This window comes from Pelotomaculum terephthalicicum JT, from assembly GCF_022410535.1.
Taxonomy (GTDB): domain Bacteria; phylum Bacillota; class Desulfotomaculia; order Desulfotomaculales; family Pelotomaculaceae; genus Pelotomaculum_D; species Pelotomaculum_D terephthalicicum.
In genome coordinates, this window is the sequence record NZ_JAKNBL010000059.1 from 1 (window position 1) to 12,264 (window position 12,264).

Here is a 12,264-nt window from a genome sequence, read left to right on the forward strand (position 1 = left end):
CTTTATCAGGAAAGCATGAGAGGTCAAGAGAATCAAAGATTTTTGTATAGAAAACGACTTTGGATTGAGGAGTAAAGAAGTCAATGATGTTCATTATTAATTGTTGATGCATAGGGGTTCCTCCTGTTTTTGTTGGTTTTGGATTGTGGCAAATACTTAATTCGACATTTATGGGAGGAAATCCTATCATATATTGAGTGATAAGCAAATTTAGTGTGCATCAAATCCAGCTATATCAACGGATCTGAGTCATGCACATGGCTAGTTTTATTAAATTATGGGAGGTGTATAAAATGCCAAGAGGAGATGGAATCGGGCCGCTGGGCCGGGGTCCGGAAGCAGGCAGGCGCTTAGGCCCGTGTGGTACTGGTACTGGTGCCGGACAGAGTCAGGGGCAGGGCAACGGATGCTGTGGCCGTGGTGGTGGCCGGTGAGCCAGGCAAGGCCAGGGGCGTGGTGGTCAAGGTAGGGGCTGCTGTTAGATTTACAAAAACTAAGGCAGGGAGGTAATGTATTTATGCCGGGATTTGATGGGACCGGTCCATTGGGTATGGGTATAATGACAGGACGTGGACGCGGATTTTGTATAAGTAATATTCTGCCTGGTAATGGTTTAGCTCAAAGGCTTGGCCGTGGTGGCAGGCGCGGCTGGCTGTGCTCTGACTTTACCGCTGGAATGCTTGTTGGACTTGGCGGATACTTTGCCCATTCCTTAATGACAAAGCATTTTACAACTCCGGGTAGCAATGAGAATGAGTTAAACCTCCTTAAAGAAGAAGTTGGCTACCTGGAAAGTACCCTTGAACAGGCTAAAAAACGCATAAAAGAATTAGAAAATAAAGAGTAGGACACCCTTTAGGGGGAATTTAATGACAGTAGACATGACAGTCGCCGTGGCAAGCGGCAAGGGAGAGACAGGCACTTTACCAGTGGCAAGAGCGCAATAATCATCCCCGAGCAATTTTAGAAGCGGTTGAAAAAGCTTCGGCAGAAAAGAAAATAAGCTGGCCTGAAGCCAGGAAATTGGCGGAAGAGCTAAAAGTGCCACCTAATCTTATCCGCGAGGTTGCCAATAAATTAAAAATAAAAATCATAGCTTGTGAACTGGGGTGTTTCTAAGAAATTAGCAATATTAAAGATAAGTTAAATGAAGGCTTCATTAACCCCTTTTAGCCGGTAAAAAGCCAGGAATAAAGTTAAACTAAAATAAAACAGTGAAAGGAAGCAAAAAAATGAAAATTGCACTACCTATCGCAGGAGACCAGTTATGTATGCATTTTGGACATTGTGAAAGATTTGATTTTTTTGACGTCAACCCTGAAACTAAAGAAATCCTGAAAAAAGAATCATTTACACCTCCTCCGCATGAGCCTGGTTTGTACCCAAGATTACTGGGTGAAAAAGGAGCTAAGATTATCATTGCCGGTGGTATGGGGCCGCGGGCACAGGAATTGTTCAACCAGAATGGCGTAAATGTAGTAATTGGCGCTAATTCGGCCTCAGGTAGTCCGGAAGATATCGTCAGGCTGTTTTTGGCCGGCAATCTAGAAACAGGGGATAATGCCTGCGATCATTAAAAAACTAAGGAGGAATTAAAACAATGCAACAAAATTCAGATTCTGCATGCGACAATGAAAAAAGCGGCGGATGTGGTCATGAAGGCAATGCCGGTATTGAGAAATTGACCGGAAACGAATTTAGCAATATCAGGAACGTTATCGCTGTCATGAGTGGAAAAGGCGGTGTGGGGAAATCTTCGATAACATCTATACTTGCTTGTGAATATAGAAAAAAAGGCTGTTCGGTGGGAGTACTGGACGCGGATATCACCGGCCCGAGCCTGCCAAAGATGTTTGGCATAAAGAGTGGGGTGAAAAGCAACGGCTCCGCGTTATTCCCCTCAATAAGCAAAAATGGGATAAGAGTTATGTCACTAAACTTATTGACCGCCAATGAAGATGACCCGGTTATTTGGCGCGGTCCAGTAATTTCCGGTACAGTCAAACAGTTTTGGACAGATGTGGCCTGGGGTGACCTTGATTATCTTTTTGTTGACTTGCCGCCCGGCACTGGTGACGTACCTTTGACTGTGATGCAATCCCTGCCATTAAACGGGCTGATTGTTGTATCTTCACCACAAGATCTTGCGGTTATGATTGTGAGCAAGGCAATAAGGATGGCCCAAATGATGAATATACCCATAATTGGACTGGTTGAAAATATGAGTGGCGCCGTTTGCCCGCATTGCAACGAACATTTTGAGTTGTTTGGACCTAGCCGGGGTGAAGAAATTGCTCAAAAGTTTCAGATACCCTATATTGGCGGCTTGCCTGTAGACCCCAGTTTTTCAAAGCTCTGTGATCAAGGTAAGATTGAGGAATATAATAGTAACCTTTTTGCCAATTTTATCCCTGAGAATATGACTCAATAGGAACACGTCTATAATAGCCATCTATTACTTCACAGATAAACTTGTCATAAGAAATAAGAATACCTTAGTTTTAATAACTAATCGTTTTGAATAATTGGCAACAAAAATTATCCATATTAAATAATTAATTGCTAGGAAATATTGATAATGTGTTAAAAAGAACTGCGCGGAGGATCAAATAATGGAAGAGTTCCTTAACGACCTGCAGGAAAGCTTTTTCACTTGGTGTAATAATGTAGTCAAAGACCACATGGAGCGTGAAGGGACCATGCTTAAACGGTGGCGGCCGCGCAAGAATCCTGACGGCAGTTATGATTTAGTCTGCAGACTGATTGCCCGTGATGAAATCGCATCGAAGCTTACAGTACCTATACCAGAGGAGTATCACGAACTTCTTGAGCGTGAGTATTTCATCACTCACCCGCCGGACGAAGATGACGAGAGCCAGTAGTTGATTGAATACAACAACACAAATATTCACTTGAAGTAAAGATAAAAACCCGGGAATAAAAAGAGTTATGATAAAGTTCCATATCTTATGCGACAATTATTCAAAAAGAAGAGGATTTCTTGCGGAACACGGACTATCCGTGTGGATAGAAACGGATGACGGGAATATTCTTTTCGATACAGGCCAAACGGATGTTTTTTCCTGGAACGCCGAAACATCTGGTGTAGATCTTTCAAAAGTAAATGCTCTGGTTATTAGTCATGGTCATTATGATCATACGGGTGGCGTGCCGTATTTTTGCAGACTCAACACATTAGCACCAATATATATGCATCCTAAGGCGTTCAATGAAAGATTTTACATGAGTGATGGAAAAACCCAGAATAGAAGTATTGGTGTTCCATGGAGCAGAGATGTTTGGAAAAAACTTAGCGGAAGAATTAATTCAACGGTAAAAACGAAACAAATAAATAGCGTGGCTGTAGTATCGCCAATGATCCCAAGAGGTGTTGCCTTTGAGGATGTTCCCCATTATTTTTTTGTGCGCAATGAAAATGACGAGATTTCTCGTGATCTTTTTATTGATGAACAAATCCTTGTTTTGAAAGGAAACAAGGGGATTTATATTTTTGTGGGATGTAGCCACGTAGGAGTGGTAAACTGTCTTAGGTATGCGCAAAAGTTATTCCCGGGTGAAAAAATAGCCGGTTTAATTGGTGGAATGCACATGGAGAGTGTTCCAGATATCAGAATTGAATTAACAATCCAGAGTTTTTTGAATTATAGGGTTGAAACTATCATTCCGCTGCATTGCACCGGAATGATAGCTATCTGTGAAATGAAGCGTTTTCTTAAAGAACGTTGCCATATCTTTTCAGTTGGGGATGAAATTGTTCTTGAAAGATGATTCAATTTGGAGATGCATTTACACAATGGGTGGAATTAATATTGCTATAGATGGTAACTGTGGAAGTATCCATTGCCGTGATTGTTGGGCAAAACTTTACTGTTCAGGTAGTTGTCATGCAAATTCTTATTATGCAAGCGGAGATATTATGAAGCCTGAGGAATTGTTTTGTACAATGCAAAAAAGCGTTTAGAATGTGCCATTATGATTGAAGCATACAAACAATTAGATGCATAAAAAACGAAATTTGTTAGCTAAACTATCTTTGGAATTGTTCTATATAACATTATTTCATAATTACCTGGAGGAGGTTAGTTAAATGAAACCAATAGTAGATAGTGAAACATGCGTGGCTTGTGCCATATGTTATGATGAGTGCCCTGCGGATCCAAAGGTATTTGAAATAAGCGATATTGCCAAAGTTGTTCACCCAGAAGCTTGTCTGGGATGCATGACTTGCGAGGAAAATTGCCCTACAAACTCAATCACACTAACTAAATAATAAATTAAAACAGGGTTTGAGCTAAGGTATGTTCAAGGACTCTAGGTAAGAGCTAGGTCTATTAAGCTGGTTTATCTAGCTAATTTTTTACCTGTGCTGTTAAGCTTGTTGTAATATCACTGATTGATCTGGCTTTTGAAGAGTGTTAACAGGTTCCTAAAATGTTTACAGCCCAAAGTGAGCCACACCCTGTGTTAACATTTGAAAGAATTTACCTGCTGTTATTAGGTTAATACTGACCCTGACTATTTAATCATATAAATTAGCCAAAGAGATTTAATAAAAGAAAAACCACTTGCCATAATCATTGATTGCAAGATGATTCTAAAAGATAAAACATGCTAAAAGACATTTTGCTATAAGAATTAAACTAAATTTTTAGAAATCCATACTAAACCATGAAGGCGGCTAATTATGAATAAACTTACTGATGCAGGTCAAAATGTTTTTAACGCTCGTTATGCGTTAAGAGATGATTCAGGCAACATTATAGAAACATTCGAGGAAGCAGTTTTTCGCCTTGCCCGAGTGGCGGCAGGCGCTGAAAAAGAAAACCCAAAACACTGGGGGGAGAAACTCGCTTCTATAAATTAGGTGAGAAATAGGTGAGCCTTTATTTATTCCATCGACTCCCATTTGGGCTAACAAGGGTAAACCCGACCGGCCATGGCAGCCTTCTGCCTGCTTTGTCCTGGCTGTAGAAGATTCGCTGCATTCCATGTACGAGACACTGATGTCGACCGCTTTGGTTTTCAAGTCCGGCGGCGGATACAATATAAAACATTAACACTTTGAAACATCTATCTTCAGGAACCAAGGTGCAACCGCAAACCAGCATTATTGAAGCCGAAGGTGACGCAGAGAACCTGCATATGTCCTGGCGAGCATCCATGAATATTTTAGAGTATGCTTCAGGCATTGCTACCAGGACAAATAAAATATTGACCAAGGCCAGAAAGGTAAATCCTAAAATTGAAATTCTTGCGACGCGCAAAATATTCCCCGGTACGAAGGAACTATCCGTAAAAGCTGTCATTGTCGGAGGTGGACTTCCCCATAGGCTGGGTTTATCAGAAACCGTTCTTGTTTTTAAACAGCATTTGAACTTTATCGGAGCGATAACCTTGTTATAGTAATTTGGCATTAAACGTACGAGACAGTAAAAAAGAACTTACTTATAAAAAGTAATTTATGTGCTTGTCCAATGTCAAGGGCTGACCCCTTGACTCTCTTGACTCTTTCCCCTTGACTCTTTGACTCTCCGGAATAACAATGAGTCAGGCTTTACTTTCTTAAATAATAATCTCACAAAGTAAAGCCTGACCCCACTTTTCTTTATCCAAGAATCGCTTCTAAATCCGCTGCCGGCGTGCTGATCGGCTTGATGTTGAATTTTTCTGCCAGAACGTTCAGCACGTTCGGGGAGATAAACGCGGGCAGTGTGGGACCAAGGTAGATGTTTTTAATATCCAGCGACAGGAGCGTCAGCAGAATGCTCACGGCTTTCTGTTCGTACCACGAGAGAACGAGGGTCAGGGGCAGCTCGTTAACCCCGCAGTTGAACGCGCCGGCCAGGGCGACAGCCACCTGGATGGCGGAATATGCGTCGTTGCACTGGCCCATGTCCATAATGCGCGGCAGGCCGCCGATTTCACCGATGTCCAGATCATTGAAGCGGAACTTGCCGCAGGCCAGAGTCAAGATGACGGTGTCCGGAGGGGCCTTTCTGACAAAATCGGTATAGTAGTTTCTGCCCGCCCTGGCGCCGTCACAGCCGCCGACCAGGAAGAAATGCTTGATCGCGCCGGCTTTGACTGCTTCAATGACTTTATCGGCAATGCCGAGCACAGTGTTGCGGGCAAACCCGGTCATCACTTCCGAACCGCCGTTGATGCCGGTGAGCTTCTTGTCTTCCGCCCAGCCGCCCAGTTCAAGGGCCTTGCTGATTAACGGAGTGAAATCTTTCCTGCCGTTGTCTCCCTTTATATGTTTAATGCCCGGGTAGCCGACGGCATCGGTGGTGAAGATTCTGTCGGAATAAGAAGGCAGAGGCGGCATCAGACAGTTGGTTGTATAAAGAACAGGGGCCGGTATGCCGTCAAATTCCTTCTTTTGGTTATGCCAGGCGGTCCCGAAGTTGCCCTTGAGATGCGGGTATTTCTTCAGTTCGGGATAGCCGTGGGCGGGCAGCATTTCGCCGTTGGTATAAATGTTTATGCCTTTGCCCTCTGTTTGCTCAAGAAGCTGCTTCAAGTCATGCAAGTCGTGGCCGGTGATCATAATGAACGGCCCTTTTTCAACCGTGGTGGAGACCTTGACGGGCACGGGATGCCCATAAGTTGAGGTGTTGGCCTCATCAAGCAGGGCCATGCACTTGAGATTGACCTGGCCGAACTCCATCAGCAAGCCCAGCCACTCCTCGACTGAATGTTCCTCGCCGATGGCGCGCATCCCTTTGTATAGCCATGATGTTACTGCATCGTCTTTTTTGCCCAGTACACAGGCGTGCCACGCGTAAGCCGCCATGCCGCGCAACCCGAAAAGAAGGGTGGAGCGAAGGGACACCATGTCTGGATCACCTGCCCAGAGAGTGTCGAAGGCCGGGTCTGCCACCCCGCCCAGCTTTGCTTTTTCAGCTTGAATAAGGTTTTTGAGCTCGTCGATGCGGCTGCCGTCAAAGTTGACGTTGGTGAGTGTCGCGAAAAGCCCTTGCATGACCAGCGCGTCCGTGTTCTGGTCCGGTGTCCGGCCTTGCGCGGCGCGGGCTAGTCCGACCATGGCACAGGTTAATTCGTCCTGCTTGCCGGCGAGATCCGGCTGCTTGCCGCACACACCCACTTTGGTGCAACCTTTGCCGCCTGCCGTTTGCTCGCATTGAAAACAAAACATCATGTGTTACCTCCTTGGTTTATTTTTGAAGTAATGAACCTATTCTTCCGCAATTTTTCCGTCGGTGGTGATAGTGACAATACGCCACGGAATCATTTTACCGCTGTTTATGAGCGCCTGTTTCACCGCGTTGGCGATGCCGCCGCAGCAGGGTACCTCCATGCGGAGCACGGTGACGCTTTTTAATTCATGCGCCTTCAATATTCCTGTCAGTTTTTCGGTGTAATCGATATCATCCAACTTCGGACAGCCGATAATGGTAATTTTATTGTGCATGAAATCATTATGAATGCCGGCATAGGCGTAAGCTGTGCAATCGGCGGCTACCAGCAGGCCGGCATTGTCGAAGTAGGGAGCGTTCACCGGCACCAGCTTAATCTGGCAAGGCCACTGGCGAAGTTGTGATGTTGCCGGCGCGGGATTTCCTGCAGCGGGGATAACAGGCGCCGGGTTCCCATTCTGCTCGATTATCCTTGCCAGAGTACCGGGGCACCCGCAGGCAAGGTTTTCAGGTATAGGAATTTGTCTATCGGCCGTGTGTTTTTTTACAGCTTCTTCGTCAAACGCAGCTGCGTCGCGCTCTTCCAAGGTTATCGCGTCGGCCGGACATTCCGGAAGACAGGCTCCCAGGCCGTCGCAATAGCTTTCCGACACAAGCTTTGCTTTTCCATTGACAAGCTGCAGGGCGCCCTCGCCACAGGCATCGACGCAAAGCCCGCAGCCGGTGCATTTTTCTTCGTCTATCTTGACAATTTTTCTTTTCACCTGAAGAGACCCCCTTTAAATATTTTTCTTGCGGCTTTTGTAAAGTTATTTTATTATATTGGCAACGTTAAATCGGTAGCCATGGTTACCAAAAACAAGGGTGAGTAAAAATGTATATGAAATGGATGAAAGCTTTATCTAAGTGCGAATTATTTAGGAGGATAAGCCCGGATGAATTGAATATCGTGTTTGAATGCCTGAAGCCGAATGTGAACAGCTACGGAAAAAATGAGTGGGTGGCCGTTGCCGGTGAAAGATTTACCGGTCTGGGGGTAGTCCTTTCCGGCGAGGTAGTGGTTGCCAAGGAAAACGCGGCCGGTAGCCGGGTCATTATAGCGGTAAACGGCCCCGGGGAGATGTTCGGCGAGATGGCCGCGTTTTCGGGAGACGGCGTCTGGCCGGTAACGGTAGCGGCCAGGACAGCCTGCACAGTAATGTTCCTGCCGGCTGGAAAGATAGTCGGCAACTGTGAAAATTCCTGCATGAGCCATAGGCAGCTGATCACGAACATGCTGGAAATTGTATCGGGCAAGGCGCTTATGCTTCACCAGAAGGTAGAATACCTGGCGATCAAGAGCCTGAGGGAGAAGATCAGCACTTTTCTGCTGGAACAGTATAAAAGGACGGGCAGTACCATGTTCATGATGCCTCTGAAAAGGAACGAGCTTGCTGACTTCCTGAACGTTTCCCGCCCGTCTCTGTCACGCGAGATGTCCAGGTTGAGGGATGAAGGAGTAATAGAGTTTCACAGGGATTCCATGAAAATCAAGAAAGTGGATGCTTTAAGGAGTATGTCCAGCTAGAAGGTGGAGCCGGTAAAAAAGTGAGCGGTGATCATAAAACCGCCCACTTTATTTATAAGGTAATTATTTAAAGGTAATCATGCTTTTCTTGATTTATAGACAAGTAACCTTTGGGTATGCATCAGCGGCAAAAAGGTCTGGCTTAAACCCGTTGAGCCAGGGTTTTAATTATGTCAGCGCGGCTGATAATGCCAATGACAGAGTTGTTTTCAACCACCGGTACTCTATTTATGTCATTATCTACCATTAAAGCAGCCACCCGTTCAATTTCTATATCACCGCCGACAGTGATTACATCAGTAGTCATTATTTCCGACGCTCTTTGGGCGGCTAATTTTTTAAAATCCTCCCGGTATCTTTCCAGCCCGTTAATGTAAATAAAAGCACCCAGTATATTCAGAAAACCTGGTGTTCTGGGGTTTGTTTCCTTGTGCAGCAGGTCTTCTTCGGTAACAATGCCCACTAAATTCCCTTCCTTATTTAAAATCGGTGCCCCGGAGATGTTGTTTTCCGTTAGTATTCCGGCCACTTCTTCAATGGCGGCATCTTCTTGTACGGTAATAACATTTTTGTTCATAATATCCCTGGCCAGCACATCAATCACCTCAATTTTTATGGATGTATAGATACAATATATATCATGCGCGAAATACGCTCAGCCTATGAAGCATTGGATTTCTGACCATCGGTATCTGTTTAAAATGATTTAATAATCAATGGCAAAAAGATATACGCCGATAACCTACCCCACGTGGAAAACATAAAAAAATACACCCGATCAGGTGTTTTTGTTCGACAAAATATGATATATTTTGCTAAAGATTAATTTACATGAAAGACTGAACTATGATTCTTCCTCAAAAGATTAAGTTGGTGCCGCAAGATTCGGTGTTGAACGCCCTAGCGCTTGCTTTTATTTTTACTTGGATTCTCTCATATCCCATGCACGGTCCGTTGTTGGAGGAGATATTCGGGCCGCAGGCGTATATACTGGGACATTTTTTTACTTTTAGTCATGGCCTGGGTATGATTATTTTTTCCTTTTTGCCTCCGGTCGTGTTGAATGATAAAAGATTAGTGGTATCTTCCGGCGCGGTAATTTTCATTCTAACATGTATATGGACCTTTATTCCTTTAAATAATCCAAATGTCATCAGCGTCATACTTGGTCTTATTTCAGCTTATCTTGTCCTGTCCTGGATACCGGTTTTCTTGAATGAAAAATCTCCTGTGATAACGATTGGTCTGGCCATGACCACAGCGAATGTATTGCTGGGTTTGACCTGCTTTACCCATTTTTTATCCTATCCTTTTGTAAAGATCGCCGCTTCTCTTACCGGACTGGCTCCGCTTCTCGGCGCGCTCTATATCGGCAATAGACATTTTGCATGCAACCTGACTAAAAAAGAAGCGGGAAACAAAAAAATTAAAACCAGTACTATTGTCAGCATCATTGCTTTTTCATTGGCCGCTTACTTTTCCGGAGGATTCTGGTTCAGGGCGATAGTGCCCCTTTTTTATTCCCAATGGCCGGCAGTTATAGGAATAGACTCTTTTCTTTATGCGGCAATCTATCTCGCGCTTGCGGTTTATGCCCGAAAATTCTCGTATTTATGGCTGGGACCTGTAGCGTTAAGTTTATTAGGTCTTGGTCTGACAATCGCTATAATCAGTCTCGACCGTCCGGTAGAAATTATTATTACTCTGCTGTTGATAATTGCCGGACTTTGCGCAACAGATCTCTATTACTGGCTTACCTTGCGCGATTTGTCTAAAATACTGAATACCCGGGTTTTCGGACTCGGGCTCGGCCTGTCTTTGTTTTTTATCACAGCGCCCGGGATAGCGTTGGATACGCAATTGCTGCCCGGTCCTTTGTTAAGCCCCGCTACAGCGGTGCTGGGCGCCTGTCTTTTGTTTATGATTAACCCGTTAATAATCTGGTACCTCCGGCCATTACACCAGTATGAACAGGTTAAAGCCGATTTGCCTAATAATCTTGATGAAAAAACCTGTAACGATACCGGTTGCAGAAACTGATGACGAGAAATTGATCCGGGAAATGCCAGCTTTTGGTATAGTCTTACTAATAGTGAAAAAAAAGTTTATGAGCTGATTTACGGAAATCCGGCACGTCGAATCGCAAGGAATTGCTGCAAAAGGTTAGAGGTAATTTTTAATCATTACTTTGTTGTATCGGATTGGCGGGAGACTTCGCGGACACGCGCTTTGCCTTCCGTGCCGCTTCACTCAATAAATATTCAACGTGCGCGTTTACGCTGCGAAATTCGTCGGCCGCCCATCTTTCTAAAGCCTCGTATAATTTGGGGTCGATACGAAGTAAAAATTTTTTTTTATCAGACATGAGAGGCCACCCGATTTAATATAGGCTGCCAGTATTGATAACCGGCTGGGCCGCCCGGTCTGAAACGATTGCCACCATCAAATTGTTGATCATAGCCACTTTGCGTTCTTCGTCAAGTTCCACAATATTATCCCGCTGGAGCTGATTGATAGCCATTTGCGCCATGCCGACCGCCCCCTCGACGATTTTTTGCCTGGCTGCCACTATCGCTGACGCCTGCTGGCGCTGCAACATGGCGCTGGCGATTTCAGTAGCGTACGCTAAGTGAGTCAGGCGGGCTTCCATGACTTCGACCCCTGCCACGGCAAGACGTGTTTGAAGTTCCTTGCTCAGTTCATCAGCCACTTCTTCAGCATTGCTGCGCAGGGAATATCCTTTTTCTTCAAAGCAGTCATATGGATACTTGGTGGCGACATGCCGCAACGCCGTTTCACTTTGTATTTCAACAAATTCCTCATATTTATCGACGTCAAACACTGCTTTCGCGGAATCCACTACTTTAAAAACAACAACAGCCGCGATTTCAACGGGGTTTCCTTCGACATCGTTGACTTTTAATGTATTACTGTTAAAGTTACGCACCCGCAATGAGATCGTTTTGCGTGATGTCAACGGTATGGTCAGCCAGATGCCGCTTTCCCGCACACTTCCCATATAGCGGCCAAAAAAGGTGACAACTCGCGCCTGATTGGGTTGCACTATAACTATTCCGCTAAAAATTAACGCGGCTGCTATAAGCATGAGCACCCCCGCGATGGGATTCCGTTCCACCAGAATATAGGCTGCCAGTCCCGACCAGACCAACAGCAGAAGGAGCGCCAGAAAACCATTGAAAACCCAGGCATTCTTTTCTTTCATAATCATTCATTCTCCTGTCTATTATTATTTTGATATTTATATGATATCACTTGCGGATATAAAAGTAAATACATGTTAAGATGATATCTGATACCAGGATTATACTGCGGGATTATATCCTCGCAGCGGAACTGGTTGTGATAACGAAAAATATAAGAGGTTAAGAATTGAGCTAATTGCGATGTTTGAGAAGCCAGAGCGTACAAGGGTTGAAAGGAACAAAAAAAAAGATTTTACCCCAAAATAAAACGGGGAATAAGGGTTTGAAGGGCAGGAATCATGAAAAACTGAGA

General features: G+C 44.6%; 17 protein-coding genes. 12 read left to right on the forward strand and 5 right to left on the reverse strand.

Features of this window, described 5'->3' with window-relative positions; all coding sequences use genetic code 11:
- Positions 1-360 precede the first annotated feature (360 nt).
- From L9W92_RS17760 to L9W92_RS17805, 10 genes are all read left to right on the forward strand, one after another.
- Positions 361-510, forward strand: a complete 150-nt coding sequence (locus L9W92_RS17760) for a hypothetical protein (RefSeq protein ID WP_240085081.1) — start codon at positions 361-363, stop codon at positions 508-510.
- A gap of 7 nt (positions 511-517) precedes the next feature.
- Positions 518-847, forward strand: coding sequence for a DUF5320 domain-containing protein (locus L9W92_RS17765; protein ID WP_240085082.1), 330 nt, complete (start codon positions 518-520; stop codon positions 845-847).
- A 367-nt stretch (positions 848-1,214) separates the two neighbouring features.
- Positions 1,215-1,577 carry a NifB/NifX family molybdenum-iron cluster-binding protein gene (locus L9W92_RS17770; protein ID WP_240085083.1) on the forward strand — a complete coding sequence of 121 codons (363 nt, stop codon included), beginning with the start codon at positions 1,215-1,217 and terminating at the stop codon, positions 1,575-1,577.
- A gap of 23 nt (positions 1,578-1,600) precedes the next feature.
- Positions 1,601-2,431 (forward strand): Mrp/NBP35 family ATP-binding protein, encoded by an 831-nt coding sequence (locus L9W92_RS17775; protein ID WP_240085084.1) that lies wholly within the window; start codon positions 1,601-1,603, stop codon positions 2,429-2,431.
- 181 nt (positions 2,432-2,612) lie between these two features.
- On the forward strand, positions 2,613-2,882 hold the full coding sequence (locus tag L9W92_RS17780) for a hypothetical protein (protein WP_240085085.1): 270 nt from the start codon (positions 2,613-2,615) through the stop codon (positions 2,880-2,882).
- Positions 2,883-3,021: 139 nt separating this feature from the next.
- Entirely contained in the window at positions 3,022-3,789 is a 768-nt protein-coding gene (locus L9W92_RS17785) for an MBL fold metallo-hydrolase (protein WP_240085086.1), read from the forward strand.
- A 319-nt stretch (positions 3,790-4,108) separates the two neighbouring features.
- Positions 4,109-4,291: a 4Fe-4S dicluster domain-containing protein gene (locus L9W92_RS17795; RefSeq protein ID WP_240085087.1), complete on the forward strand. Its 183-nt coding sequence runs from the start codon at positions 4,109-4,111 to the stop codon at positions 4,289-4,291.
- A 414-nt stretch (positions 4,292-4,705) separates the two neighbouring features.
- A complete protein-coding gene (locus L9W92_RS17800) occupies positions 4,706-4,885 on the forward strand; it encodes a ribonucleotide reductase N-terminal alpha domain-containing protein (RefSeq protein WP_240085088.1) in 180 nt (59 codons plus the stop codon).
- A gap of 40 nt (positions 4,886-4,925) precedes the next feature.
- On the forward strand, positions 4,926-5,078 hold the full coding sequence (locus tag L9W92_RS19480; RefSeq protein WP_376741830.1) for a ribonucleotide reductase barrel domain-containing protein: 153 nt from the start codon (positions 4,926-4,928) through the stop codon (positions 5,076-5,078).
- Positions 5,079-5,082: 4 nt separating this feature from the next.
- Positions 5,083-5,424, forward strand: coding sequence for a beta/alpha barrel domain-containing protein (locus L9W92_RS17805; RefSeq protein ID WP_312038123.1), 342 nt, complete (start codon positions 5,083-5,085; stop codon positions 5,422-5,424).
- A gap of 202 nt (positions 5,425-5,626) precedes the next feature.
- Here the strand turns inward: L9W92_RS17805 and hcp are convergent, their stop codons facing one another.
- Positions 5,627-7,183 carry a hydroxylamine reductase gene (gene hcp, locus L9W92_RS17810; protein ID WP_240085089.1) on the reverse strand — a complete coding sequence of 519 codons (1,557 nt, stop codon included), beginning with the start codon at positions 7,181-7,183 and terminating at the stop codon, positions 5,627-5,629.
- Between the two features lie 36 nt (positions 7,184-7,219).
- A complete protein-coding gene (locus L9W92_RS17815; protein WP_240085090.1) occupies positions 7,220-7,945 on the reverse strand; it encodes a 4Fe-4S binding protein in 726 nt (241 codons plus the stop codon).
- A 185-nt stretch (positions 7,946-8,130) separates the two neighbouring features.
- Between L9W92_RS17815 and L9W92_RS17820 the strand changes: the two genes are divergently transcribed.
- Positions 8,131-8,748 (forward strand): Crp/Fnr family transcriptional regulator, encoded by a 618-nt coding sequence (locus tag L9W92_RS17820; RefSeq protein WP_240085095.1) that lies wholly within the window; start codon positions 8,131-8,133, stop codon positions 8,746-8,748.
- A 142-nt stretch (positions 8,749-8,890) separates the two neighbouring features.
- Here L9W92_RS17820 and L9W92_RS17825 read toward each other — a convergent pair whose 3' ends face one another.
- Positions 8,891-9,325 carry a CBS domain-containing protein gene (locus L9W92_RS17825; RefSeq protein ID WP_240085091.1) on the reverse strand — a complete coding sequence of 145 codons (435 nt, stop codon included), beginning with the start codon at positions 9,323-9,325 and terminating at the stop codon, positions 8,891-8,893.
- 296 nt (positions 9,326-9,621) lie between these two features.
- Here L9W92_RS17825 and L9W92_RS17830 point away from each other — a divergent pair, with 296 nt between their 5' ends.
- Positions 9,622-10,788 (forward strand): LuxR family transcriptional regulator, encoded by a 1,167-nt coding sequence (locus L9W92_RS17830; RefSeq protein WP_240085092.1) that lies wholly within the window; start codon positions 9,622-9,624, stop codon positions 10,786-10,788.
- A gap of 136 nt (positions 10,789-10,924) precedes the next feature.
- On the opposite strand, the gene L9W92_RS17835 is transcribed toward L9W92_RS17830, so the two are convergent.
- Positions 10,925-11,113, reverse strand: coding sequence for a type II toxin-antitoxin system antitoxin (locus tag L9W92_RS17835; protein ID WP_240085093.1), 189 nt, complete (start codon positions 11,111-11,113; stop codon positions 10,925-10,927).
- 15 nt (positions 11,114-11,128) lie between these two features.
- On the reverse strand, positions 11,129-11,971 hold the full coding sequence (locus L9W92_RS17840; RefSeq protein WP_240085094.1) for an SPFH domain-containing protein: 843 nt from the start codon (positions 11,969-11,971) through the stop codon (positions 11,129-11,131).
- Positions 11,972-12,264: the final 293 nt, after the last annotated feature.